Genomic DNA, 25,885 nt, shown 5'->3' on the forward strand with positions numbered 1-25,885 from the left:
AGACCAGAATGAGAAATCGGTTAACAAGCGGCCGAAGCTCGGCAATTGCGCGTGCTTTGTTAGCGGCATCAACTATTGCCATATCCGGCTGCGGCGGCCATGACTCCGCGCCGGCAAACGTCGCTGCGGCGCAGACGTCGGCTGCGATGTGTAGTGCGTTGGCTGGCATGACGGTTCCCGCCTCCTCTATCGGATTACCGACAACCGGTGCCACTGTCGTATCCGCCACGCTCGTTGCCGATACAGATCCTCGTAATACAAATGGTGAGTATTGCAAAGTACTCGGAAGTATTCATCCGGTGGATTTCAACGCGCCCGATATTCATGCCGAGGTTGACCTTCCGACTAACTTCAATGGTAAATCTGTTCACTTTGGTGGCGGGGGTTTTGACGGCACGATCCCCGCTACTGAGGGCTCCCCGCTCGATGGTTTCGTAGCCGGCGCAGAGCCAGCAGGCGTCACAACGCCGTTGCGCAGAGGTTACGTGACTCTAGGGAGCGACAGTGGGCATGAGGGAACCCTCTTCGATGGCTCATTCGCAGAAAACGATGAGGCGCTCGCTAATTACGGAGGCGACCACATTAAGAAGACGCATGATTTTGCAGCGTACATCGCAAAGAAACGTTATGGCTCGGCCCTCGTGCACAGTTATTTTATTGGTGGATCGAGCGGCGGACGACAAGCGCTGATGGCGGCGCAGCGATTCCCACAAGACTACGACGGTATCATCTCGACATTTCCCGCCTCGGGAATTACAGGACTATGGCTGCAAATGGGGAGAATTTCGAAATCTCTCCTAGCGCCCGGAGGATACGTCCCCCCTGCTAAAGGCAACGCACTTCTCGCAGCGGTCATGAACAAATGTGATGCTTTGGATGGCGTGGCTGACGGCATAATTAGCAACCCTTCAGCGTGCGTGTTCGATCCAACGCTGATTCGCTGCCCCGGCGGAGTCGACACCGGTGACACGTGCCTGTCCGACGCGCAAATCAATACAATGGCCACCGCTGGGACATCGCTTAACTTTAGCTTTTCTCTGGCGAACGGAATTCAAACCTTTCCAGCATACAACGCATTCGCCGGTGCGGACTTTTGGTCAAACCCGTTGGCTTGGGGCGCGTCCGCCACCGATGCGACAATCGAACCCGGGGTTCTCGGAAAAAGCGCGTTTTATTACACGTTCTCAAACGACATGCTCCGATTTGCGGTCGCTCGCGATCCTGGCTCGAGCATTCTCAATTTCGACCCTACCAGCCCGGGACCGCTAGCCGCGCGCGTCCAGGCGGTGAGCGCGCTCATGGATAGCACGAGCACTGACTTGACTCAATTCCAAAGTCGCGGTGGCAAGATCATTCTCCAACACGGACAAGCTGACCAGTTCATTCCAGCGCAACTGTCAACTGACTACTATAACCGTCTGGTATCCAGGTTCGGGCAGGGGCCGCTTGATCAATTTCTGAAATTTTACTTGGTGCCGGGCGCGGCGCACGGTGGCGGCGGACAGTTCAACGGTTCATACGATGGTCTGACGGTGTTGGACAATTGGGTCACCAAAGGCGTCGAGCCCCACAACCTGACGATCACCGACCTCGCTCCGCCAGCCGCTGGACGTACCCGACCATTGTGCGAATATCCACAGTGGCCAAAATATGTCGGCGGCGATCAGAATGTTGCAACTAGCTTCGTATGCTCGAACTAGTTCGGTGGCAGCGCGCGCCCGTCCGCAGTGTCTGGCGAGTACCGTTACGCCCACAGTTCTGCCAACGCTACCGCGATTGGGCGCATAAGCTCCGACCCAGTGCAATGCGCCACGTCGTCACCGAAGCGCAGGACATCCCGCTCGCGGCCCCAGTGACCGGGGCCGCCCGCCACGCGGCCCTACTCAACTCGAGGTGTTGGTCGAAGCCGCCCGACCCTCTGCGGTAAGGGTGGCAGACCACAATTAAGGCCTCAGGTCGTTCAGGGCGACACAGGCTACGACTGAATGCGTGAAGTATGGTGAGTTAAAGCGCCCGTCAGAGGCTCGCTCGACGTAAGGCAGGCGACTGAGCAACCCTTGCCGGGAAGAGTTAGTAATTTGCGGTCGATTTGATGAGTATCTGACTCAGGCGCCGCATATGCGCCGCTTTCTACCTCCACGTTCGCTTCCTCGGCGATCGCGCGGTGACTCACTGGCAGCCATGCGAACGTCTGTTTTGTGATTCGGCGCAATGGCCTCGGCCGAAGATATGCCTGAGAGCCCTCCATGGCGTATTGTCGTGATCGGGGCGCTGAAGGGCAAATTATCCGATCCGCTCGCCGTCATCTTCCAGTCCGTCCTGAGACCAGGGCTAGAGACCCGGTAACCGCTCCAATACTGGGCACAAAGGCGCCCTTCATCCACGTCTCACATCCGATACTACCGAATGGGTCGTGACGCAATCGCTCCGTGCCGGTATCGGCGAACTGACGGGCGAATTTCATACCCGGAGAACTCACCCCTGCACAGCAGCCGTCCGTCAGCCCAGCTGCTCGACCGAGGCTCGGCGCGCACCGGCGCGACCGCCTGACCGTGGTTCCAGCCGGTCCGACACTACATTTCTCTAAACCGGAAAGCGGTTCGTCCAGTAGCGCGCCAGTAGCTGCCGGCAGTGCCGCAATGCCGGCAAGCGCAGGTGTTCGGCGACCTCATGCAAGTTGAAGTTGATGGACATGGACTGCCGGCCTTGTCCCGCTGAAACTGGCTACAGCACAGACCAACGGCCAATCGAGTCGCGACAAGGCCGCCCCATTGAGGGCGCTGTTGGAACTGGCGTGGACCTCGCCCACGACGATAAACCAAAGGAGACAAGATGAACCAGATAGATGTGCACTCGCTCGCGGGTGAGGCAAGATTCAATGGCTTTCACACCCTGGTCCTGTTCTGGTGTCTGTTGATGCTGATACTCGACGGCTACGATCTTGCCGTCGTGGGCGCAGCGTTGCCATCAATCATGAAGGACATGGGCATCGACGCTACCAGGGCTGGCGTCATGGCCGGATCGGCGCTTTTTGGCGTGATGCTCGGGGCCATTTTTCTTGGCACGCTGGCTGACCGTTTCGGCCGACCAATGATGATCTGTGTTTGCGTCGCGCTGTTCAGTCTTTTCACCGCAGCGGCTGGATTGACCAGCGATCCCATCGCTTTCAGCATGACGCGATTCATCGCTGGTCTGGGCATTGGCGGGGTCTTGCCAATTGTCACCGCACAGATGGGAGAATTTTCGCCGAACGCCCTGCGCACACGATTGGTGACGCTGGTGTTCGCGGGATATTCCATTGGCGGAATTCTTGTGGCGCTGACTGCAAAGCAGCTTATCGGCAGCTACGGCTGGCAATCCGTCTTTCTTGCCGCAGGTCTGCCTGTCCTGCTCATTCCGTTCATCATCAAAACGATGCCCCATTCGATGTCCTTCCTGGTCAAAAGCGGCCGGCACGACGAACTGCGCACCGTGGTGAGGCGGTTGGTGCCCGACTATGCGGTGAGCGGTCAGGAGCAGTTTGCCGGATCTTCGGCGGTCAAAAGCAAGGACGCTTCGGTGCGACGCCTCTTCCAGGATGGGCGGGGCGTCAGTACCACGATGATCTGGGTCGCGTTCATGACCGGCCTGTTCATGGTCTACGCACTCAGCTCCTGGTTGACCAAGCTGATGGCAATGGCTGGATACAGCCTGGGTTCAGCTTTGAACTTCGTGATCATCTTCAACGTCGGTGCCATCGCCGGTGCGATTTTTGGTGGTTGGCTCAGCGACAAGGTCAACATCAAGAGGGTACTGATCGCGTTTTACATCGTGGGGGCGGTTGTGCTGTCGCTGATGGGCTACACGAAGTCGACCGTGTCGCTGTTTGCCGTCGTATTCGTTGTCGGCGCATCGACGCTTGGTACGCAACTGCTTGCCTATGCTTACGCGGGTGACTTCTATCCTCATGCGATCCGGTCTACCGGTGTTGGCTTTGCTTCTGGCGTGGGCCGGATCGGCGCCATCGTGGCACCGGTGCTCATCGGCTGGCTCGTCTCCCTGAAGCTGCCGCTTGAACAGAACTTCATGGCGATCGGTCTGGCTGGCCTCATCGGTGCGGCGGCGGTGACGCTGATCAATCAGACACGTGCCGACTCATTCCGCTCAGCCGGCGCCCCTGTTGCCGTAGTTCAGGGTAGTGCAGGGCGCTGAGGTCTCTACCATACGCGGCTTCATGGTCGAGGTTCGTTCGTGTGAAGAGCGCGGGTGTTACGGACTCTCCACCCGAAAAAACACCAAGTCGAGGTCGCAGCAAATTTTCAACATGCCGAAAAAAATGGACCGTCTATCTCCTCCTCCTTTCAGCTCGTTTGCCGACGTGAGTCGAGCCGTCGATTGGGCACTCGTCACCCGGCGCAGCGTCCGTGCTTTCCTGCCCATACCGGTTCCCCCCGAGGAAGTCGAGTCCATCCTCAACGTTGCGCGCTTCAGCGCAACCGGCGTCAACATCCAGCCCTGGCATGTGCATGTGGTGACAGGCACGATGAAGTCCCGCCTGTCTGCCGCCATCAACGAGATCAATGATGATCCTGCACGAAGTTCAGACCTGGAAGAGCCCTACGATTACTACCCGCGCGAATGGATCGCGCCGTATGTGGACCGCCGGCGCAAGGTCGGTTGGAATCTGTACGGCCTGCTGGGCATCCAGAAGGGGGACAAGGAGCGGATGCACGTCCAGCACGGCCGCAACTACAGCTTCTTTGATGCGCCCGTAGGCCTGTTTTTCACGGTTGACCGGATCATGCGTGAAGGAAGTCTGCTGGACACCGGCATGTTCCTGCAAAGCATCATGATCGCTGCCCGGGCGCGGGGCCTCGACACCTGCCCGCAGGCGGCTTTCAACAAGTTCCACCGTGTCATCGCCAACGAACTGTCCATTCCCGACAATCACATGTTGGTCTGCGGGATGAGCCTGGGTTATGCGGATCCCAGTTGCGTCGAGAACTCGCTCGTCACGGAGCGCAGCCCAGTCGGCGATTTCACTACTTTCTACGAAGAATGAACGGAGACAAAGTCATGAGTGCAACGGCCTACTCTCAAGGACTTGAGAAGAACGCAGCAAACCATGTTCCATTGACGCCATTGACCTTCCTCGATCGAACCGCCGATGTCTATCCGGATCGGACCGCGATCATTCATGGCGACTTCCGCCAGACGTGGGCCGAAACCCGCGAGCGTTGCTATCGCCTCGCGTCGGCGCTCGTTCAGTCGGGGATCGAATCGGGCGACACCGTTTCGATCATCGCGCCGAACACCCCGGCCATGCTTGAGGCTCACTTTGGCGTGCCGCTGTCCGGTGCCGTGCTCAACGCCGTCAATTGCCGCCTCGATGCTGACGGTGTCGCATTCATTCTGCGCCACGGCGAATGCAAGCTCCTGCTGGTAGATCGCGAATTTGCTCCGCTGGTCGAGAAAGCGTTGCAGTCGGTTTCCAATCCGCCGCGCGTGATCGACATCAACGATCACGAAGCGCCTGACGGCCCCGCCATCGGGGAAACTGATTATGAGTCGCTGCTGGCGAGCGGCGATCCGGCATTTGCCGGTCGCCACCCGGTCGACGAGTGGACGCCCATTGCCCTGAATTACACGTCGGGCACAACCGGGGATCCGAAGGGCGTCGTTCCCAGCCACCGCGGCACCTATCTGATGAGCCTGTTGCAGATGACAAACTGGCCGCTCCCGCGCGCGCCGGTTTATTTGTGGACGCTTCCCATGTTCCATGCGAACGGCTGGTGCTTCACATGGGCGATTACTGCCGCCGCCGGAACACATGTATGCCTGCGCAAGGTCAATGCTGCCAATGTTCTTTCCGCCATCGTCAGACATGGTGTAGATCACTTTTGTGCGGCGCCGATCGTCCTGTCAGGCCTCGCAAGCATGCCTCATTCAGAACGGCAGCCGCTGCCGCGTCGGGTACGGGTCCTGACAGCCGGCTCGCCGGCGCCAGCCGCTGTTCTCGAGGCCGTTGGCGCGATGGGTTTCGATGTCGACCACGTCTTTGGGATTACTGAGATTTCCGGCACTCCGATCAGCTGTGCATGGCATGACGAGTGGGATGCGTTGCCGCCGGAGCAGCAAGGGAAATTGAAAGCGCGGCAAGGCGTACGTGCGGCAGCGTTCGAAAAAATGTCGGTCGCCGATCCTGAGACGCTCGAGACGGTGTCAGCCGATAGCAAGTCTTGCGGTGAGGTTCTGGTCCGAGGGAATACGGTGATGATGGGATACCTTAAGAACCCCGACGCGACGGCAAAAGCTTTCGCCAGCGGCTGGTTCCATACTGGAGATCTGGCCGTCGTCCATCCTGACGGCTATATCCAGATCACAGACCGCTCCAAGGACGTGATCATCTCCGGTGGGGAGAACATTTCGTCTGTCGAAGTGGAGGAGGTCATCTACCGCATGCAGGGCGTCCTGAACGCGGCCGTGGTCGCGCAGCCCGATGACAAATGGGGCGAGACTCCTTGTGCGTTTATCGAGCTGAAGCCGGATGCCTCCGACATAACGGAGGAGGATGTAATTTTGTTCTGTCGGGAGCGACTGGCGCATTTCAAATGCCCGCGTCGCGTGATCTTCGGCGAATTGCCCAAGACCGCTACCGGGAAGATCCAGAAGTTTCGTCTGCGTGAGCAAGCGGGCAGCCGAGCAGCGATTACTAGATTGGCCGGCTGAGGCTCTGGCGTACCACTGAACACGCCGTGCGCTGTAAAGCGCGACTACAGTCAAGTGCGACGGTAGTCGCGCCTAGACGGTGTTAGGAACTTCGAAGTACTGGGATTGCATGGACAAGCATAAGCATGGCGAAGACGACAAAATGCAGACCTGCGAGTGTTTCGGGCAAGCGTTCGTAGTCACGAGCGAGGCGTCGAAAGCGGTTGAGCCATCCGAAGCTGCGCTCGACTACCCATCGACGTGGCAACAGCACGAAACCCTTTTTCGCTTCATCGAGTTTGACCACCTGGAAATCAATTCCCTGAGCGCGCGCGGCCTGCGCAGGAGCTTCGCCCGTGTAACCCTGATCGGCAAAGGCCACTTTCACGGTTTCTCCCGTTGCCTGCTGCACCTGGCGCGCCAGGTCTGCCACCTGCGCGCGCTCCTGCTCGTTGGCCGGTGTCACGTGTACGGCGAGCAACTGACCCAGCGTGTCGACCGCCATATGCACCTTGCTGTCACGCTTGCGCTTGTAGCCGTCATATCCTGCGCCTGGACCGCTGTCACATGTCGATTGCATCGTACGGCCGTCAAGGATCACCGCGCTGGGCTGCCCCTGCCGCCCCTGCGCGACATGGATGATCGAACGAAGATCACTCACCATGCACTCGAAACAGCCGGCCGCCAGTCATCGTTGCGTCTGCTGGTACACGAGTTCCCGCGGCGGAAAGTTGGTCGGCAGCATTCGCCACGCAGCCCAGCGCGAGCCATCCAGTGCAACGCATTGAACATCTCGCGCAACTCGTATTTACGCTGTGGTGCACTCTCATCCATCAACGTCAGATACGCTGCTACGAAGCTCCATTCTTCGTCTGACACGTCTGTCGGGTAGGCTTTACGTTTCTCTCTTGTCATCCCTCCAGGGTGATATGACTTCTCGTGTCAATATGATCGGTTCTGTGTTTTCGATGTTTGAATTTCCTGAGGGCGACGTAGCAGTAAATCTCGACGGTGGATCAAGCTGATATCCGCGGATTGGCTACCGCATTACAGATGTCCGCCCAATGAGCCTTCCGCTACCTACCACCGCAATTCGGATGAGATCCGTTGCCTACCCTGGTCGCGGGTTACTCGTGTGCCGGGCTACGCCGCCTTCAGGAAACTCCTGCACGTGTCGTTACGGTGGATGCAGACGCAGGGCATTGCTGTACATCACGGCATCTGTGTCTCGCGCGGTATGGCCAGCGACAAGGAGAGCCGGCAGATGTCCCAGATGAATCCGCTGAGTTCACGGGCAACTGCGACTACGGCGATATTCTTCTGCTTGCCGCGCGCGACGAGTTTGCGATAGCGTCGGCACAGGCGCACCTGTGCGTCCCAGGCTCGATCTACAATCGGTTTAGGCAGACCTTCGTGACGACGCTGAATATCGGGGCTCACACGCGCAGGGTGGCGATAGCTCCATGCGGCTTCAACTAGCAGCTTTCTTGCATAACTGTTGCCGCTTTTAGTGATGCTGCCCTGACGACGCTTGCCGCCCGATGAGTGCTCGGACGGCGTCACCCCGAGCCACGCCATCAACTGGCGTGGGTGCACGAAGCGTGAGAGATCGCCCAGCTCGGCGAGCATGCCCACTGCCGTGGTGAACTGGACACCGCGCATTGCCTGCAGGCCCAGGACGGCGGGATAGAAGCGCCAGTTGACGACTGCCTCACGCAGCGCGGACTCCAGCCGGTCACATTGGGCGAGCCGGTCTTCGATCGCGCGACGTAGCTCTTCAAACGCAAACTGCTGCCACGCACTGTCGAAGCTGTATGCGCTCAGCCAGCGTCGGTGCGCCGGCCCCCAGCCGGCAGAGCCGGTGTAGCGCACGCCGTGCGACAGCAGAAAGGCTTTTACCCGTTGCCGTGCACGCTTGAGGTCGTCCTTGGCAATCACCCATGCGCGGGCCAGATCCCGGAATGCTTCATCGTCGATGCTGGGGACGTATACGGCCGACAGGTCGCCGGCACGCAGCGATCGGACGAGCTTGACGGCATCACGTCTGTCAGTCTTGATGTGCTCACCTGGCTTGCGGGGAATCAGCGAGGGCGCGCAGACCATGCACTGGAATTCTTTCTGGACAAGCTGCCGGTAAAGCCCATATCCGCACGGACCGGCTTCGTAGACGATGCTGACGCATCGCGCTTTAGATTGCAGTCTCTTGCACAACCGTTCCACGTCGGCCTGCGTAGTACCGATCTTGCCGAGCAGTTCAACCTCGCCCGAACCAATGGCATAGGCGACCGTGATCGAATCCTTATGAACATCAAGACCCACGTAAAGAGTGCTATCGTGCTCCATGCTGGCCTCCGCGTCGGAAATCGCCGGGTGCGGCACGTCCGCACCGTGCGGCTCTGACAGCAATGCTAGCCCGCGTTTGATTCCGTTGCGGCAGGCCAGCCTCTGTCCCGCAGGAAGTCATACTGCCTACCAGGTTTTGACCGGAAGTTCCTAACACCGTCTAGTTAGTGGATGTCCATTCGACGCCTAGCCGATTACGGACGACTTGAAAGACACACACTCCGTGTCGCTTCGAAACCGCAGCGGCGAACACCACACTTTGTGAGTTAGCCGAAGTTAGCAGCAGATCAATTTCGGATGGCTAGATGGACGAAGAAACGCCTTTTCACCGCGAGATCGATAGTCGACTTTAATAGCCTTACGTCCGCCTTGGAGGCAATACATCTACAGCCCACCCAGGCGTACGCCCACTTTCCGAACCTATGTCGCCACGTAACGAAAAACACCAAAGCTAAACGTAAAGAGGCTATCGAAGGCGCTCGCGAAGAACGGAGAAGCCGGCTTGATAACGCCATTTTTCATGAAGCGACACGCATGATTTCGGGTGGCGAGCGCCCCGCCATCGATAAGCTGCTCAGATTCGCACAATCACACGGTCTGGGTGTGGACAAACCCGCAGACCGTACTTGCATCCGGCAGGCACAGCTTCGCGCTCTCCAAGGCATCCTCGTAGTGCCGGAGGCATAGCAGGGAAGCCTTCGCGGAGAGCAACCTGCCCGCTCCTGAAGACAGACGACAACCACTCGTCGGACGGAGTTCCCGTCGCTGCGGCGTCAGAAAAAACAGTCCGTAAGCAGTTTAACGGTGCACTCAGAAGAGGCACCAAGCCACACTCGTACTGTTAAGCGCACCGCGCCGGCGCCTTTTTGCCGCCGACGTTGCGTGTTACAACTTGCGGCGCAAAATTCACCATAAAGCTTCCAAACGGAAGTTATATGGTTTCTTCCACACTCTGCTGAATGCCCGGGAAGCCTTGACTGGCGGAAGGCAGCCGGAGTCGAACCGACCTAAGAGCGTCTGACGCCCTCAACTGGGTTTGAAGCCCAGCCGCACCACCGGATACGAATGCCTTCCTACGGTGATTGAATGACGCGAGCCCGATAGAAACAGACCGCCAGCCAGGTCAAGGCAGATCGAGCCAGCGGCTATCCGTGCGCACGAGGTGCAGGCCACGGTGAAAGCGAGTATACCCAACCCGGTCGAAGAACTCCAAAAGCTGGATCGCACGTTTTCGGCCGAGCCCGGTCGCGTCCCGAAACGGCGCGGCCGCCACGGTGCCGCCGTTCTTGTGCGCCTCCGCCGCCGCGATCGACGCAAGTTCGCGAATCACCTTCTGGTGATAGAACAGGTCGTGCACGACCTGGAACAGCTCGCCCTGACGCGCGAGCTTGCGCAGCAACTGACGCACGCGCTCCTCCGGCACACCGTGCGCGTTCGCGAGCTCGCGCACCCACGGCGGATCGAAACGCCCCGCCTCGATCTCGGGCAGCAGCGTCGCGGCAAGCGCCTGATCGGCGGCGTCGAGCGTCGCGGCGTGGCCGGGCAAATGCAGCCACGGTCCGCGTCTGACGAGCTCGCCACGCGCCGCCGCATCGTCGACCAGCGCGCGCCACAGCGCGTCGTCGACCAGTGGCGCCGCGATGCGCCGCAAGCGCGACACGTCCGGGCCGAATTCGTCGGGCGAGCGCTCGTGGTATTGCGCGAGCGCACTCGTCAGGCGCCCCTCGAGCGTGTGCCATGTCGCGTCCGCGACCAGCAGCGCGTCATGGCCCGGTAACTCGATCGTGCGTGTCGGGGCGGGCAACGCGAGCGCCGCCGCCGGCATCCCCGTGAGGCGCTCCAGCAACGCCCGCGACAATCCGTGAGGTGCGCGCGCGAACAGCGCGTCGAGTGAGCCGGTGTCGAGCAGCGACTGCATCGCGTCGAGCCAGCCGAAGCGCTCCGGCGAGCGCCGCTTGCGCGCCGGAGCGAACGCATCGAGCACGTGCCCGCCGCCCACCGTGCGATTGGCCTGAGCGTTACGCACGACGAAGCGATCGCCCGGCACCGCGCACAGCGGCCGCTCGAACACGAGTTGCACGCGCGCGCGCTGACCGGGCGCGAGCGTGTCGCCTTCGAGCAGCGCGACATGCGCAACCTGATGCTGCGTGCCGAGATGCACGTGCAGCGGCTCCCAATGTTCGAGCGCGTGCGGCGCGTCGGCGAGCAGCGTCAACGCGACGTCGATGCGCTCGCTCGCTTGCGACAGTCGCGGATCGACGATCCAGTCGCCGCGCTCGATCGCACTCTTCTCGATGCCCGCCAGATTCAGCGCGCAGCGCTGGCCGGCGCGACCGGTTTCGGCGGGGCGATTCTGCGCGTGGATGCTGCGCACGCGCACCGGTTCGTTTTTCGGCGCGAGCAGCATCGTGTCGCCGACGCTCACGCTGCCCGCCACCACGGTCCCGGTGACGATCGTGCCCTGCCCCGCGAGCGTGAACACGCGATCGACGGCGAGGCGGAACAGGCCGTCGTCGCGCTTCATGCGCCATGCGGCGGCCTGCTCGCGCAGATGCGCGTTCAGCGCGGCGACGCCCGCATCGCCCGCGCGCGTCGCGCAGGTATCGAATATCGGCGCGTCGCGCAGCACGCTGCCAGCGACGAATATACTCACTTCATCGCGCACTTCACGCAGGCGCTCGTCGTCGACGCGATCCACTTTCGTCAACGCGATTGCGCCGCGCCGGATGCCGAGCAGTTCGACGATCGCCAGATGTTCGCGCGTTTGCGGCATCACGCCGTCATCGGCGGCGATTACGAGCAGCGCGAAGTCGATGCCGCTCGCGCCCGCGGTCATCGTATGCACGAGCTTTTCGTGGCCCGGCACGTCGATCAGACCGAGCACGTCGCCGTTGTCGAGCGGTACGTACGCGTAGCCGAGCTCGATCGAAATGCCGCGCGCTTTTTCTTCCTTGAGCCGGTCCGTGTCGACGCCGGTGAGTGCCTTCACGAGGCTCGTTTTGCCGTGGTCGATATGCCCAGCAGTACCGACGATCATGCGTTCCCGTCCTTCAGTTGCTTTTCGGTTGCGCGATCAGCTGTGCGATCAATTGTGCTTCGTCGGCGGCTTCGAGGCAGCGCAGATCGAGCCGCAACGCGTCGTCCGCGATCCGGCCGAGCACCGGCCGCGCCATCTCGCGCAACTGCTTTTCGAGCGCGAGCAGATGACGGCCGCCGCGCTTGCCGTCGGTCATCCTGATGACGAGGCCATAGCTCGGCAGCACGTCGACGGGCAAGGCGCCGCTGCCGATCTGGCTGAACATCGGCTCCGCGGCCACGGTGTAGCGCGCGTCGATCGCCTGCTGTAGCGCCGGTAACACGCGCTGCGCGGCGCCGTGAATATCTTCGGCGGGCCGCGTGAGGAGCCGTAGCGTGGTCAGCCGCTCCGTCAACTTCTCCGGCGCGCGATACAACTGGAGCACAGGCTCCAACGCCGCGAGTGTCAGCTTGCCGACCCGCAGTGCGCGCTTCAGCGGATGCTTCTTGATCTTCGCGATCAGATCGCGCCGCCCGACGATCAACCCGGCCTGCGGGCCGCCGAGCAGCTTGTCGCCGCTGAACGTGACCAGATCGGCGCCGGCCGCGACGGTCTCGCGCACCGTCGGCTCGCGCGGCAAGCCCCATTCGGCGAGATCGACGAGCGTGCCGCTGCCGAGATCGACGGCGACTGCAAGCCCGCGCGCGTGCGCGAGCGGCGCGATCTCTTCGATGCCGACTTCCTTCGTGAAGCCACTGATCGCATAGTTGCTCGCGTGGACTTTCATCAGCAGCGCGGTACGCGCGTTGATCGCCTGTTCATAGTCCTTCAGATGGGTGCGGTTCGTCGTGCCGACTTCGCGCAGCTTCGCGCCCGCGCGGCTCATGATGTCGGGAATGCGAAACGCGCCGCCGATTTCGACGAGTTCGCCGCGCGACACCACCACTTCCTTCTTCGCCGCGAGCGCGGACAGCGTGAGCAGCACCGCGGCGGCGTTGTTGTTGACGATGGTCGCCGCTTCGGCGCCGGTCAGCTCGCAGATCAGATCATCGATCAGATCGTCGCGGTCGCCCCGCGTGCCGGTGGCGAGATCGAACTCAAGGTTGGCCGGTTGCGTGAGCGCGCTCATCACCGCGCGCACCGACTCATTGGGCAGCAGCGCGCGGCCGAGGTTCGTGTGCAACACGGTGCCGGTCAGATTGAACACGCTGCGCAGCCGCGACGCGTTACGCGCGAGCAGCGCCGCGGCGACCGTCGCATGCAGCCGCGCGGTATCGAGCGCGCTCACCGCCGGGGTGGCCGCCGCATCGCCCGATTGCGCGCTGATGCGCCACGCATCGAGCGCGTCGCGCAGCGCGTTGAGTACCTGGGTGCGGCCGTATGCGCCAATGAGCGGCACGAATTCTTCCGACGCCAATACCTTGTCCACCGACGGCACGCGCGCCATCAGCGCGCGCAATGCCGAGCTGCTCACATCGCTCACGAGCAATCCTTATGTCGTTTTGAACTTGCGTCCGGTCGGGTCGCCGTCAGGCCGAGTCGTCGCCCTCCTTTTCGGCCGCGCCGGCCGTCTGCTCCGGCCACAGCCATGGATGCGGCGACGCGCGCCGGTAACCTTCCGCGCCCATCAGCAGATCGAGCGTGAGGCTCGCGAGGTCGTCCGCGAAGGGATCGAACTCGTAGTCCTTCGCCTGGATGCCGATCTTGCGGTAAGTATGGCATTCGTCGCACGACTCCGCCTTCAGCGCGGCGTTTTTCGATTCGGCCTCGCGCGCGGCTGCGTCGGCGTCGGGCGAGCCGGCTACCTGGTACGCGATGCCCTTCGTCGAATCGCAGTTCGAGCATTTGCTACGGACCATATGCCATTCGGTCGCGCACAATCCGCATTGCAGATAGCGATAGTTGTCGTACGCGCCGCCGATGCGCAGCGTGCTCGCCACCGGATGCGAGCCGCACACCGGGCACAGGCCCGGTGTGTCGAGGTACGGTACGGCGCGCTTGTCGATGTCGGCGGCGAGGTCGGTCCATACGACCTGCAGCGCGGCCATGATGAACGGCGCGCTCGCCGGCTCGACGTCGGCGAAGCGCTGCGCGAAGATCGCGTCGGCCTGCGCTTCGAGCGCGGCGACGTCGAGCGAGCGCAGGCGCGCGAACAACGCCACGAGCGGCGGCGTCAACGGACCCGCCGCTTCGACCTTGTCGAGCAGTTGTAGCAGCACGTCGCGCCACGCCGGATCGCGCGCGCCGGACAGCGCCGGAATCAGCGGCATCGAATACTGCTGCGCGCTCGCGATCAGCTCGGGGCTCGGCGGCTGGGCCTTGAAGTGCGCGAGCACCGCCTGCTGCGCATCGGCGAGCGCCGCCATCAGCCGCAGGTAGCCGGCGATCGGATTGCCGCGCGAGGCGAGCTGACGCAGGCGCGCGGCGCGCGGCGCGAACACCGCGAGCCGCTCGGGCATGCGGATGCGGGGTATTGCCGAGGGATCGAGCGACTCGATGTCGGCGGCTTCGAGAATGCGTTGAGTCAAGATATCGACCTCTGAAAACTGAAGGGCCGCCGCCCGTCATCGACGAGGCGCGGCGGCCCGGTGCGAGGGGCGCTGCGTCCAGTGCATTAGAGTCCGCATCGGAGCAGAGTCCATGGAGCGTATTTACTTGCCGATGATTTCCCTGAACCAGTTCGGATGGTGCTTGCGCGCCCAGCCATACGTGACGGTGCCACGTGTCATCGCACCCACGGAGCCCTTGACCCACAGCGCCGCATAGATATGCACGATGATGCCGACGATCAGCAAAAACGCCACAAATGCATGTACGAGCGCCGAGAGCCGGATCACACCAATCGGGAAATAGAACGAAAAGTAGCGCCGCCAGATCACGATGCCGCTCAGCAACAGCAGCAGCATACAGATCACCATCACGAAGAACAGCAGCTTCTGCCCGGCGTTGTACCTGCCGATTGCGGGCAGGCGTTCCTCGCGATTGTTCAGCACGTCGCCGATCTGCTTCATCCACTGGATATCCGCCTGGTCCAGATAGTTGTGATGCCAGAAGCGCAACGCAAGAATCAGGAACGAGATGAACATCACGCAGCCAATGAACGGGTGCAGAATCCGCGTCCACTGCCCGCCGCCGAGTACCGCGTACAGAAACGCCATCGACGGATGGAACATCGCGAGACCGGACAGCGCAAGCAGGATGAAACAGATCGCGGTGATCCAATGATTCGTGCGCTCGTTCGGCGTATAGCGCACGATCAGGCGGTTGCCCTTCACGTCCGTGAAGTCGGTGTCCTCAGAGCGGTTCATTGCGTATCCTCCCGCGAACGGCGTGCTTCCTCGGCTTCCTTGACGGCGGCGGCCTCGTCGGCTTCAGACACCTCGTTCGGGCCGACGCGCGTGTAGTGGAAGAAGCCCGCGAGCGCGGCGATCCCCATAATGGCGAGCCCGATCGGCTTGGCTATGCCCTTCCACAACGAGACCAGTGGACTGATGCGCGGATCGTCCGGCAGGCCGTGATACAGCGACGGCCGGTCGGCGTGGTGCAACACGTACATCACATGGGTGCCGCCGACCTTGTCCGGGTTATACAGGCCAGCGTTCTGAAAACCGCGCTCCTTCAGATCGACGATGCGGTCCTCGGCCTGCTGCTTCATGTCCTCCTTGGTGCCGAACATGATCGCGCCGGTCGGGCAGGTCTTCACGCAGGCCGGTTCCTGGCCGACCGCCACCCGATCCGAACACAGCGTGCACTTGTACACGCGGCGATCCTTCTGCGACATACGCGGGATGTCGAACGGGCAGCCGGCGATGCAGAAGCCGCAGCCGATGCAGTTCTCCTGGTGGAAATCCACGATGCCGTTCGTGTACTGCACGATCGCGCCCGGCGCCGGACAGGCCTTCAGGCAGCCCGGGTCCTCGCAGTGCATGCAGCCGTCCTTGCGGATCAGCCATTCGATATCGCCGGCGGAATTCTCGTACTCGGCAAACCGCATGACGGTCCACGAATTCTCGGTGAGATCGGGCGGGTTGTCGTAGACGCCCACGTTCACGCCGATCTCGTCGCGCAGATCGTTCCACTCCATGCAAGCCGTCTGACACGCCTTGCAGCCGATGCACTTCGACACGTCGATGAGCTTCGCGACCGTGCCCGTGGCCGGCTCGCGAATCACCGGCGGCTGCCTGGTGGTGGCCGAAACGCGTCTGATGTCCAGTGATTGCAGTGCCATCTCTTTTCCTTATGCCTTTTCGACCTTGACGAGGAACGACTTGAATTCCGGTGTCTGCGAATTCCCGTCGCCCACCGGGGGCGTCAGCGTATTGATTAGATAGCCCGGCCTTGCGACTCCCATGAAGCCCCAATGCAGCGGCAGCCCGACGGTCTGTACCTTCTTGCCTTCGATCATCAGCGGTTTGATCCGCTTCGTCACGACTGCAACGGCAACCATATGCCCACGGTTCGAGCTCACCTTGACCCGGTCGCCGGCCACCACGCCGATCTCCTTCGCGAGGTCGTCGCCGATCTCGACGAATTGCTCGGGCTGGATGATCGCGTTCAGATGCGCGTGTTTGGTCCAGTAGTGGAAATGCTCGGTCAGACGATAAGTGGTTGCCGTGTGCGGGAAGTTCTCGTGTGAGCCGAAGGTGGCCTTGTCGTCCGGGAACACGCGCGCCGCCGGATTGCTGACGGCCAACTTGTTGTCCGGATGCAGCGGGTTGTAGCCGAGTGGCGTTTCGAACGGCTCGTAGTGCTCGGGGAATGGCCCTTCCACCATATTCTCGCGCGCGAAGAACCGAGCGACCCCTTCCGGATTCATGATGAACGGATTCATGCCGTTTTCGGGCGGCTCGTCGACCTTGAAGTCCGGAATGTCGGCGCCCGACCACTTGCTGCCGTTCCACGCGATCAGCTTGCGCGTCGGATCGAACGGCTTGCCGCTGAGGTCGCACGATGCGCGGTTGTACAGAACTCGCCGGTTCACCGGCCATGCCCAGGCCCAATTCAGCGTGTTGCCGATGCCGGTCGGGTCCGAGTTGTCGCGGCGGCCCATCTGGTTGCCCGCCTGGGTCCATGCGCCGCAGAAGATCCAGCAGCCGCTCGAGGTCGAGCCGTCGTCGCGCAGCAGCGCGAAACTCGCGAGCTGCTCGCCCTTCTTCGCGAGCACCTTGGTCGTGTCCTTCGGATCGGTAACATCCGCGAGTGCCTTGCCGTTGTACTCCATCGCGAGTTCTTCGGGCGTCGGGCTTTCCGGGTTCGCATACGGCCAGCTCATGTTCAGGATCGGATCGGGATACTTGCCGCCGTCCTTGCGATAAGCGTCGCGAATACGCAGCCACAGCCCCGCCATGATGTCGAGGTCGCTCTTCGCTTCGCCGGGACCGGCCGCGCCCTGCCAGTGCCACTGCAGCACCCGGCTCGAACTAACGAGCGAGCCGCGTTCCTCGGCGAAGCAGGTGGTCGGCAGACGAAACACCTCGGTCTGGATCGAGCCGCTGTCGACGTCGTTGAACGGGCCGTGGTTCTTCCAGAACTCCGATGTTTCGGTCGCGAGCGGATCCATGATCACGAGCCACTTCAGCTTGGCCAGCGCCGCGCCGTTCTTCGCCTTGAACGGCGCGGCGGCAAGCGGGTTGAAGCCCTGCGCGAGGTAGCCGGTCATTTTGCCCTGATTCATCAGCTCAAAGACCTGCAGCAGGTCGTAGGACTTATCGAGCTTCGGCAGATAGTCGAAAGCGAAGTTGTTGTCGGCGGTCGCCTTGTCGCCCCACCACGATTTCATGAAGCTCACGTGGAACGCGCGATAGTTGCGCCAGTAGCTCAGCTGGTTCGGCCGCAGCGGCTGCGTGGCGCGCTTCGCGATGTAGGCGTCGAAGTCCTGCTCCGCTTCCATGGGCAGCGTCATGTAGCCCGGCAGCAGGTTCGACATCAGGCCGAGATCCGTCAGGCCCTGGATGTTCGAATGGCCGCGCAGCGCGTTCATGCCGCCGCCCGCGATGCCGATGTTGCCGAGCAGCAGCTGCACCATCGCGCCGGTGCGGATCATCTGCGAGCCGATCGAATGATGCGTCCAGCCGAGCGCGTACATGATCGTGGCCGCGCGGTTCGGCACCGACGTCGACGCGAGCATCTCACACACGTGCTGGAACTTCTCCTTCGGCACGCCGCAGATTTTCTCGACCTGCTCGGGCGTGTAGCGCGAGTAGTGCTGCTTCATCAGCTGATAGACGCAGCGCGGGTCCTGCAGCGTCGGGTCGACCTTGGCGAAGCCGTCGTCGCCGCGCTCGTAGTCCCACGAGGTCTTGTCGTAGCTGCGCGTGTCGGCGTGGTAGCCGGAAAACAGGCCGTCCTTGAACGCGAAATCCTCACGCACGATGAACGGCATGTCCGTGTAGTTCTTCACGTACTCGTGCTGGATCTTGTCGTTCGTCAGCAGGTAATTGATCACTCCACCGAGGAATGCAATGTCCGTACCAGTGCGGATCTGCACGAAGTAGTCCGCGACCGACGCCGTACGCGTAAAGCGCGGGTCGACCACGATCAGGCGCGCCTTGCGGTGCGCCTTGGCTTCGGTGACCCATTTGAAACCGCATGGGTGTGCCTCGGCCGCATTGCCGCCCATCACGAGAATCACGTCCGCGTTTCTGATGTCGACCCAATGGTTCGTCATCGCTCCACGGCCAAACGTCGGGGCAAGACCTGCCACCGTCGGGCCATGTCAGACACGCGCCTGATTGTCGAATCCGAGCATGCCAAGACTGCGAACAGTCTTGTGCGTCAGATAACCCACCTCGTTGCTGCCGGCCGATGCCGCGAGCATGCCGGTAGTCAGCCAGCGGTTGACCTTCTTGCCGTCCGCGGTCGTCTCGACGAAGTTCGCGTCGCGGTCTTCCTTCATCAGCTTCGCGATGCGGTCTAGCGCGTCTTCCCACGAGATGCGCTTCCACTCGTTCGACCCGGCCGCGCGGTACTCGGGATAGCGCAGACGGCTCGGGCTATGGATGAAGTCGATCAGGCTCGCGCCCTTCGGGCACAGCGTGCCGCGATTGACCGGATGGTCGGGGTCGCCCTCGATGTGGAAGATGCTCGTCTTCACATTCTTGGCCTCGTCGCCAAGACCGTACATCAGGATGCCGCAGCCCACCGAACAGTACGGGCAGGTGTTGCGGGTTTCAGTCGCACGCGACAATTTGTACTGACGGACTTCGGCCAGCGCGGGTGTCGGCGAGAAGCCCATCAGGGCCAGGCTCGATCCGGCAAGTGTCGTGGCAGAGACCTTCAGGAATTGTCGCCGAGTCATTTGCGTCATTGCATGGCCTCGGCTCTTTTGGGGACAAAATTGATTATAGATGCCGTTTCGCGACATGCAGCGAGATCGTAGTGCCTTCGCCACCCGGCTAAAGGGGACATGCGAAACTCACTTGGATGAAGGGTGGCACCCTGCTTGCACGATTTATTCCCACCGCTGGGCACCGTTCATGCTGTATCCGCGAATGGTGGCTCCCATTGACCTGATCGACGGATTATTGCACTCCTATGAACTACTCGACTTTCTCCTGTCGCGCGGCACGCGGCGCGGCCTCGCTGGCGCTCGTCGGCGCCGCGCTGGTGGCCTCGAGCCCGCCCAGCTTCGCGCAGATTCCCCAGCCGCGCGGCTCTTCGCAAATGGAAAGCCGCTCGTCCGCGATGGGTTCGACGCCCGAACCGGCTGCTTCGGCGGTTCATGAATCGCAAAAACCTCAGTCGAAAGACAGCGGACAAGGTAACGCGCGCGGCAAAACCGCCGGTCAAGAAAAAACCGAAGGCGCTGGCGGATTTGACAATGGCCTGTATGGGACCGGCGCGGGCAGCAATAAATGAGGTTCTGAATCGCGATAACTGGTTTGTTAACTGTCGATGCGGATCGATTCGCGCGGCGCCGCGGAATTGCGTTGTAGCCTTAAGAATTCGTTTCAGCGCGCGTACATGCCGTTTGCATTGCCTTCGGCATTAGTATTTTTTACGCGGCCGTTTATCGCTAGGCTAAACGGGTTCGAAACGGGTTCGGCATAGAGCCGGTTTGCGGCCGTGCCGACGCTGCACAGTGTGAAAACAACCCTCATAATGCGGTCATTCGACGAACCCCAACTCTCGCCCCCCATGACCCAAGTCCAAGCAAGCCAGTCGCCCCGCCTGACCAGCCTGTCGCACGGCGGCGGCTGCGGCTGCAAGATCGCGCCCGGCCTGCTCGCCGATCTGCTGAAGCGCAGCGCGCCGCTGCCATTCTTCCCCGACCTGCTGGTCGGCAACGACACCGCCGACGACGCCGCCGTCTACAAGCTCAACGAAGACCAGGCGATCGTCGCGACCACCGATTTCTTCATGCCGATCGTCGACGATCCATTCGACTTCGGCCGCATCGCCGCGACCAACGCGATCTCCGACGTCTACGCGATGGGCGGCAAGCCGATCATGGCGCTCGCGATCGTCGGCATGCCGATCAACGTGCTGCCGCACGACGTGATCGCGGCCGTGCTGAAAGGCGGCGAATCGGTCTGCGCGGAAGCAGGCATCCCGGTCGCGGGCGGCCATTCGATCGATTCGGTCGAGCCGATTTACGGCCTCGTCGCGCTGGGCATCGTCGATCCGAAGCGCGTCAAGCGCAACGCGGGCGGCCAGGCCGGAGACGTACTGATCCTCGGCAAGCCACTCGGCGTCGGGATTCTGTCCGCGGCACTGAAGAAAGACCGGCTCGACGAGGCCGGCTACGCGGCAATGATCGGCGCGACCACCAAGCTGAACCGGCCGGGCGCCGAGCTGGCGCGGCTCGACGGCGTGCATGCGCTGACCGACATCACCGGCTTCGGCCTGCTCGGCCACACGCTGGAACTCGCGCGCGGCTCGAAGCTGACCGCGCGCGTGCGCTACTCGGACCTGCCGTGGCTGCCGAACGTCGCGAGCCTCGCGCAAGCAGGCATTTTCACCGGCGCATCGGGCCGCAACTGGGATGCCTACGGTCACGACGTGGTGCTGCCCGCCACCTTGCCGTCCGCCGCCCGCGCGTTGTTGACCGATCCGCAGACGTCGGGCGGGCTGCTGGTGTCGTGCGCGCCCGAAGCGGTCGACGAAGTGCTCGCGCTGTTCCGCGCCGATGGCTTTGCCGACGCACGGGTGATCGGCGAGCTGGTGAGCGGGGAAGCGCGGGTCGAAGTCATCTGAGGTAGGCGGCTGAAGGACGTCACTGGAGCCCCCGGGAAGGACGCATAACCGACCCGAACGGGCCGCCCATGCGATAATTTCGGTCTTCCCGCGGTCCGTTTTGTCCCTACTCCCTTGAAAAGTCTTCTAGTCAGCCTCGACAAAGCCGGCGATTTCGATGAAATCGTCGACGTTCGCACTCCGCTCGAGTTCGACGAAGACCATATTCCGGGCGCGACCAACGCGCCAGTGCTGAGCAACGAGGAACGCGTGCTGGTCGGCACGACCTACAAGCAGGTGTCGCCGTTCGAGGGCACGCGGCTCGGCGCGGCGTTAGTTGCGCGCAACATCGCGCATCATCTGGAAACCACGTTCGCCGACCGGCCGCGCAACTGGCGCCCGCTGATCTACTGCTGGCGCGGCGGCAAGCGTTCGGGCTCGGTCACGACGCTGTTCAACATGATCGGCTGGTCGGCGCGGCAACTCGACGGCGGCTACAAGAGCTACCGGCGCGCCACGCTGGAGAGGCTCGAAACCCTGCCGCGCCGTTTCAGCTATATCACGCTCGTGGGCCCGACCGGCAGCGGCAAGACGCGGCTGCTGTCGGCGCTGCACGAGGCCGGCGCGCAGACGCTCGACCTCGAGGCGCTCGCCTCGCATCGCGGCTCGCTGCTCGGCGCGTACACGGGCGTGGCGCAGCCGTCGCAAAGGCGTTTCGACACGCTGCTCGTCACCGAGCTGCGCGACTTCGACGTGAACCGGCCGGTGTTCGTCGAGGCGGAAAGCCGGCGCATCGGCTCCGTCACGCTGCCGCTTGCGCTGCTCGAAACGTTTCATCGCGGCGCGTGCGTCGAGGTGCGCTCGAGCAGCGAGGACCGCGCGGCGTTCCTGTTGCAGGATTACGCGCATCTGTTCGAGCATCCCGATTACTTCAAGGGACAGTTGGAACGGTTGATCGGTCTGCACAGCCGCGAGCGGGTCACGGGCTGGCTGCGGCTCGTCGACGAGAACCGGCGCGCCGAGCTCGCGCGCGAACTGATCGAACGGCACTACGATCCCGCATACGCGCGCAGCAGCGGCCAGCATTTCGAGCAGTTGCCGGACGCGCTGCAACTCGATTTCCGACCGAACGACGCCGACATCGTCGAGCAGGCGAAAATGCTGCTCGCGCAGCTCGATACCCGCACGCTAGTCGTCGGTTGATCCACAACGACATTCAACAACCATCATGCAATCAACCCTTCGGCAACCCCGCGTCACGCTTGGCTGGATCGTGTTCCTGCTGATCGCCGTCGTCGGCCTCTTCTATGTGAAGTGGTTTCCGTACTACAACCGCGCGTTCGTCGCCGCGAGCCAGCATTCGATCGGCAAGTCGATCCTGATGGGCACGTCCGCGAGCGCGCCAGCGGCCTCATGGCAGGCCGCGATCGACTTCGCGCTCGCTTACGGCAAGGCAATCTGGCAGGCGATGGTGCTCGGCCTGCTGCTCGGCTCCGCGGTACAGGCGCTGATTCCGCCGCAATGGGTCGCGCGCGCGCTCGGCCGTGCCGACTTCAACAGCGTCGTCAAAGGCGGCCTGATGTCATTGCCGGGCATGATGTGCACCTGCTGCGCGGCGCCGGTCGTCGCGGGCCTGCGCGCGCGTGAAGCGGCGCCGGGCGCGGCGATTGCTTTTTGGCTCGGTAATACCGCACTGAATCCCGCTACGCTGATCTTCATGGGCTTCGTGCTCGGCTGGCAGTGGATGGGCCTGCGCCTCGCGCTCGGCATCGTGATGGTGTTCGGCCTTGGCTACGTCGTGAACCGCATGGTCACGCCGCAGGAAGCGCAAGCGTCGCGAGAGGCCGTCGCGCAACTGGTCAGCGCCGACGATCCAGGCACCGCGTTCTCGCGCTGGATCACGATTCTGGGGCGCATGACGCTGCGGCTCGTGCCGGAATACATCGCGCTCGTGCTGATTCTCGGCGCGGCGCGCGCGTGGCTGTTTCCGCACATCGGCCCGGACGTCGACAACAGCCTGCTGTGGATCATCGCGCTGTCGATCGCCGGCACGCTGTTCGTGATTCCGACCGCGGGTGAAGTGCCGATCATTCAGGCTATGCTGTCGTTCGGCATGGCTGCCGGCCCCGCCGGTGCGCTGCTGATGACGCTGCCGCTCGTCAGCGTGCCGTCGCTCGCGATGCTCGCGCGGTCGTTTCCGCGGCGCGTGCTGACGGTGGTGGCCTGTGCAGTGGCGGTGTGCGGTGTCGTCAGTGGATTGCTGGCCGTTACGCTGGGCTTCTGAGTCGGTTTTTGAGTTCGAGTCGTAGAAGAAGGAAGCATGAAACGTATTGCCGCATTCGCTGTCACGTGTTGGTCCGCTGCCGGGCTGCTGTACGTTGGACAGCACTCGGTGGCGCTGATCGCGCTGAGCGGCGTCGTGGCGTTCGCGGGGTTCGATCTGCTGCGGCCGTGACGGCGGCGTAGTTTTTCCCTGCTGTGAAAGTGCGCTCGTCCCTTGCGTTCGCCGTAACGTTCGCGTCCGCCTGCGCCTAACCGGGAAGCGCGTCGCGAATCGCCGCGAGCCACAACGCGACCGCGTGCGCGCCCGGGTCCGCATGACCGAGCGCGCGCTCGCCGACATAGCTCGAACGTCCGCGCCGCGGATGCATCGATGCGGTACGAGACGTGCCATCGCTTGCCGCAGCGACGGCGGCTTGCAATGCGGCATCCGTCGACGCTCCCCGAGCGAGTGCGTCGTGCAACGCGTCGGCTGCGGGCCTCAGCGCATCGACCATCGTCCGGTCGCCCGGCCTCGCGCCCCCCAGTTCCATCAACCCATCGACACCGGCGCTGAACGCCGTCGCCCATTGCCGTGCGGTGGTCCCGCCCGACTGTTCGAGCGCGGCCGCCGCGCGCAGCAGCATCACCGCGTATAGCGGACCCGACGTGCCGCCCACCACGCGCCGCAGCGTCGCCGACATGCCGCGCAATACCGCGCCCGGGGTGGTTGCGGACGCATAGGAATCGAGCTCGAGCTGCACCGCGCGTGCGCCGCGCGCGAGGCTGATGCCGAGGTCGCCGTCGCCGACGCGCTGGTCCATTTCGGTCAATGTCGGCTCGGCTGCCAGCAGGCACTCGCAGACCGCTTCGATCGCGCGCCGCAGCGTCGCGTCACGCGCGAGCGTCGCGCCGCTCGCGCTTTGCGGCGCGGGTGGCGCCGCACGCACCGCGACCTGCGCGACGCGGCCGCTCAACGCAGGCCATGCGCTCGTCTGTGAGGCGGCGTCGAGCAGGCTCAGCCGTTCGTCATCGATACGCAGCAGCGTCAGCGAGACGCCGGCCATTTCGAGCGCGCTCAGGAACGTGCCGGCCCACGCGCGCGCGACTTCGATGCCGCGCCCGGCAAGCTCGCGCAGCGCGGCACCAGCCACCACGTTGAGTTCGCTCGGCGGCGTGCCACCCAGATTGTTGACGAGCAGCGCGACGCGCTCGCCCGCCTGCAACGCGAGAACGTCGACGATCTTTGCAAGCAGCTTGCCGACGATCGCGTCGGCCGGCTCCAGCGCGCCGCGGGCCACGCCGGGTTCGCCATGAATGCCGAGGCCCCATTCGATTTCGCCATCGCCCAGCGCGAAGCCCGGCTTGCCCGCGGCCGGCACCGTGCACGGCGTCAGCGCGACGCCCATCGTGCCGAGCGACGCGGCCGCTTCCCGAGCGAGCCGCGCGACCTCGGCCAACGGCAAACCGCACGCGGCCGCCGCACCCGCGATCTTGTGAACCAACACTGTGCCCGCGAGTCCGCGACGGCCCGCGTGATCGCCGCTCGCGCTCAGCGCGACGTCGTCGGCGACGATCATCATCTCAACGAGGATGCCCTCGGCGCGCGCGATTTCGGCCGCGAGGCCGAAGTTGAAGCGATCGCCCGTATAGTTCTTGACGATCAGCAACGCGCCCGCGGGGCCGGCCACCGCGCGTATCGCGTCGAGCACGGCGTCGGTGGAGGGCGAGGTGAAGACCTCGCCGGCCACCGCCGCGCTCAGCATGCCGTGGCCCACATAGCCGCCGTGCGCGGGCTCGTGGCCCGAGCCGCCGCCCGAGATCAGCGCGACCTCGCCGCGCGCGGCCACGGCCTGGGCATCGGCGCGCAAGACGATTGTGCCGCTTGCAACAGAGAGAGCTGGGGATTGAGCGCGATGAGCCCGTCGAGCATATCGGGGACCACGGTGGACACATCGTTGATGAGCTTCTTCATTGCGTCAGCTCCGTTGGATGCTGCCGGCATCGCATGATCGAAGATGCGATCGGAACGGCAGTCGGGTCGGCGGCGAAAGCGGAAGGTCTAACTGTACCGCGCATTGTCGAACGACGACGCAACAGCGAGAGAGCGCGCATGAATGTGCACGAGCCACGAGCGGACAACGAAAACGAAGGGGACGTGATGCCGAACGGCGAAACTGAGGGAACGACTGGATCGATTTGACAGGACCGTAGACGAAAGCGGAACCGCTTTCGTCTACGTCACAGATGCGTTGGTAGGCTCGATTGGATTCGAACCAACGACCCCCACCATGTCAAGGTGGTGCTCTAACCAACTGAGCTACGAGCCTTTAGAGGCGCGAATTATAGAGACTCCATGCGGACTGCACAAGCCCTTGCCGCGATCTATCGAAACGCATGCATGTT

16 protein-coding genes, 2 tRNA genes and 2 pseudogenes are annotated in these 25,885 nt (G+C 62.9%); 9 read left to right on the top strand and 11 right to left on the bottom strand.

Features of this window, described 5'->3' with window-relative positions:
• The first annotated feature begins 8 nt into the window (after positions 1–8).
• From OKW44_RS11490 to OKW44_RS11505, 4 genes are all read left to right on the top strand, one after another.
• On the top strand, positions 9–1,700 hold the full coding sequence (locus OKW44_RS11490; RefSeq protein ID WP_026226489.1) for a tannase/feruloyl esterase family alpha/beta hydrolase: 1,692 nt from the start codon (positions 9–11) through the stop codon (positions 1,698–1,700).
• 1,132 nt (positions 1,701–2,832) lie between these two features.
• Positions 2,833–4,191, top strand: a complete 1,359-nt coding sequence (locus OKW44_RS11495) for an MFS transporter (RefSeq protein ID WP_018424255.1) — start codon at positions 2,833–2,835, stop codon at positions 4,189–4,191.
• A gap of 124 nt (positions 4,192–4,315) precedes the next feature.
• The gene (locus OKW44_RS11500) at positions 4,316–5,041 is read left to right on the top strand and encodes a nitroreductase (protein ID WP_051103868.1); all 726 of its coding nucleotides are present in this window, start codon (positions 4,316–4,318) and stop codon (positions 5,039–5,041) included.
• Between the two features lie 14 nt (positions 5,042–5,055).
• The gene (locus tag OKW44_RS11505; RefSeq protein WP_026226487.1) at positions 5,056–6,708 is read left to right on the top strand and encodes an acyl-CoA synthetase; all 1,653 of its coding nucleotides are present in this window, start codon (positions 5,056–5,058) and stop codon (positions 6,706–6,708) included.
• Between the two features lie 82 nt (positions 6,709–6,790).
• Here OKW44_RS11505 and OKW44_RS11510 read toward each other — a convergent pair.
• The 9 genes and pseudogenes from OKW44_RS11510 to fdnG all read right to left on the bottom strand — a co-directional run bounded on the left by OKW44_RS11510 (position 6,791) and on the right by fdnG (position 19,352).
• A pseudogene (locus OKW44_RS11510) lies at positions 6,791–7,602 on the bottom strand (IS5 family transposase).
• Positions 7,603–7,899: 297 nt separating this feature from the next.
• Positions 7,900–9,030, bottom strand: a complete 1,131-nt coding sequence (locus OKW44_RS11515) for an IS110 family RNA-guided transposase (protein ID WP_429410196.1) — start codon at positions 9,028–9,030, stop codon at positions 7,900–7,902.
• A 978-nt stretch (positions 9,031–10,008) separates the two neighbouring features.
• Positions 10,009–10,104, bottom strand: a tRNA-Sec gene (locus OKW44_RS11520).
• A gap of 49 nt (positions 10,105–10,153) precedes the next feature.
• Positions 10,154–12,067, bottom strand: coding sequence for a selenocysteine-specific translation elongation factor (gene selB, locus OKW44_RS11525; RefSeq protein ID WP_018424250.1), 1,914 nt, complete (start codon positions 12,065–12,067; stop codon positions 10,154–10,156).
• Positions 12,068–12,080: 13 nt separating this feature from the next.
• Positions 12,081–13,529, bottom strand: coding sequence for an L-seryl-tRNA(Sec) selenium transferase (gene selA, locus OKW44_RS11530; RefSeq protein ID WP_026226486.1), 1,449 nt, complete (start codon positions 13,527–13,529; stop codon positions 12,081–12,083).
• Positions 13,530–13,575: 46 nt separating this feature from the next.
• Positions 13,576–14,574: a formate dehydrogenase accessory protein FdhE gene (gene fdhE, locus OKW44_RS11535; protein ID WP_026226485.1), complete on the bottom strand. Its 999-nt coding sequence runs from the start codon at positions 14,572–14,574 to the stop codon at positions 13,576–13,578.
• 123 nt (positions 14,575–14,697) lie between these two features.
• Positions 14,698–15,354, bottom strand: coding sequence for a formate dehydrogenase subunit gamma (locus OKW44_RS11540; protein ID WP_018424247.1), 657 nt, complete (start codon positions 15,352–15,354; stop codon positions 14,698–14,700).
• Complete coding sequence (fdxH, locus tag OKW44_RS11545; protein WP_018424246.1) at positions 15,351–16,274, bottom strand: formate dehydrogenase subunit beta; 924 nt, start codon at positions 16,272–16,274, stop codon at positions 15,351–15,353. The genes OKW44_RS11540 and fdxH overlap by 4 nt, the downstream gene beginning before the upstream one ends.
• A gap of 9 nt (positions 16,275–16,283) precedes the next feature.
• Complete coding sequence (gene fdnG, locus OKW44_RS11550; RefSeq protein WP_162634089.1) at positions 16,284–19,352, bottom strand: formate dehydrogenase-N subunit alpha; 3,069 nt, start codon at positions 19,350–19,352, stop codon at positions 16,284–16,286.
• 227 nt (positions 19,353–19,579) lie between these two features.
• On the opposite strand from fdnG, the gene OKW44_RS11555 reads away from it, so the two are divergent.
• The 5 genes from OKW44_RS11555 to OKW44_RS11575 all read left to right on the top strand — a co-directional run bounded on the left by OKW44_RS11555 (position 19,580) and on the right by OKW44_RS11575 (position 23,675).
• Positions 19,580–19,903 carry a hypothetical protein gene (locus OKW44_RS11555; RefSeq protein ID WP_018424243.1) on the top strand — a complete coding sequence of 108 codons (324 nt, stop codon included), beginning with the start codon at positions 19,580–19,582 and terminating at the stop codon, positions 19,901–19,903.
• A 279-nt stretch (positions 19,904–20,182) separates the two neighbouring features.
• Positions 20,183–21,241 (top strand): selenide, water dikinase SelD, encoded by a 1,059-nt coding sequence (gene selD, locus OKW44_RS11560; protein ID WP_018424242.1) that lies wholly within the window; start codon positions 20,183–20,185, stop codon positions 21,239–21,241.
• 114 nt (positions 21,242–21,355) lie between these two features.
• Positions 21,356–22,423: a tRNA 2-selenouridine(34) synthase MnmH gene (gene mnmH / locus OKW44_RS11565; RefSeq protein WP_018424241.1), complete on the top strand. Its 1,068-nt coding sequence runs from the start codon at positions 21,356–21,358 to the stop codon at positions 22,421–22,423.
• A gap of 25 nt (positions 22,424–22,448) precedes the next feature.
• Positions 22,449–23,504, top strand: a complete 1,056-nt coding sequence (locus OKW44_RS11570; protein ID WP_018424240.1) for a permease — start codon at positions 22,449–22,451, stop codon at positions 23,502–23,504.
• Positions 23,505–23,540: 36 nt separating this feature from the next.
• Positions 23,541–23,675 carry a hypothetical protein gene (locus OKW44_RS11575; RefSeq protein ID WP_018424239.1) on the top strand — a complete coding sequence of 45 codons (135 nt, stop codon included), beginning with the start codon at positions 23,541–23,543 and terminating at the stop codon, positions 23,673–23,675.
• Positions 23,676–23,751: 76 nt separating this feature from the next.
• On the opposite strand, the pseudogene dhaL reads toward OKW44_RS11575, so the two are convergent.
• Both dhaL and OKW44_RS11585 read right to left on the bottom strand, forming a co-directional pair.
• Positions 23,752–25,454: pseudogene (gene dhaL / locus OKW44_RS11580) on the bottom strand (dihydroxyacetone kinase subunit DhaL).
• A gap of 278 nt (positions 25,455–25,732) precedes the next feature.
• Positions 25,733–25,809 (bottom strand) — tRNA-Val (locus OKW44_RS11585).
• Between the last annotated feature and the right edge of the window lie 76 nt (positions 25,810–25,885).

The sequence above is a fragment of the Paraburkholderia lebeckiae genome, assembly GCF_050436325.1.
Lineage (GTDB): Bacteria > Pseudomonadota > Gammaproteobacteria > Burkholderiales > Burkholderiaceae > Paraburkholderia > Paraburkholderia tuberum.

What these genes read in the sequence shown, in the direction of transcription:
- OKW44_RS11490 (WP_026226489.1), top strand. Translation starts at nt 9, where the DNA reads ATGAGAAATCGGTTAACAAGCGGCCGAAGCTCGGCAATTGCGCGTGCT.
- OKW44_RS11495 (WP_018424255.1), top strand. Translation starts at nt 2,833, where the DNA reads ATGAACCAGATAGATGTGCACTCGCTCGCGGGTGAGGCAAGATTCAAT.
- OKW44_RS11500 (WP_051103868.1), top strand. Translation starts at nt 4,316, where the DNA reads ATGGACCGTCTATCTCCTCCTCCTTTCAGCTCGTTTGCCGACGTGAGT.
- OKW44_RS11505 (WP_026226487.1), top strand. Translation starts at nt 5,056, where the DNA reads ATGAGTGCAACGGCCTACTCTCAAGGACTTGAGAAGAACGCAGCAAAC.
- OKW44_RS11515 (WP_429410196.1), bottom strand. Translation starts at nt 9,030, where the DNA reads ATGGAGCACGATAGCACTCTTTACGTGGGTCTTGATGTTCATAAGGAT.
- selB (WP_018424250.1), bottom strand. Translation starts at nt 12,067, where the DNA reads ATGATCGTCGGTACTGCTGGGCATATCGACCACGGCAAAACGAGCCTC.
- OKW44_RS11540 (WP_018424247.1), bottom strand. Translation starts at nt 15,354, where the DNA reads ATGAACCGCTCTGAGGACACCGACTTCACGGACGTGAAGGGCAACCGC.
- fdxH (WP_018424246.1), bottom strand. Translation starts at nt 16,274, where the DNA reads ATGGCACTGCAATCACTGGACATCAGACGCGTTTCGGCCACCACCAGG.
- OKW44_RS11555 (WP_018424243.1), top strand. Translation starts at nt 19,580, where the DNA reads ATGAACTACTCGACTTTCTCCTGTCGCGCGGCACGCGGCGCGGCCTCG.
- selD (WP_018424242.1), top strand. Translation starts at nt 20,183, where the DNA reads ATGACCCAAGTCCAAGCAAGCCAGTCGCCCCGCCTGACCAGCCTGTCG.
- OKW44_RS11570 (WP_018424240.1), top strand. Translation starts at nt 22,449, where the DNA reads ATGCAATCAACCCTTCGGCAACCCCGCGTCACGCTTGGCTGGATCGTG.
- OKW44_RS11575 (WP_018424239.1), top strand. Translation starts at nt 23,541, where the DNA reads ATGAAACGTATTGCCGCATTCGCTGTCACGTGTTGGTCCGCTGCCGGG.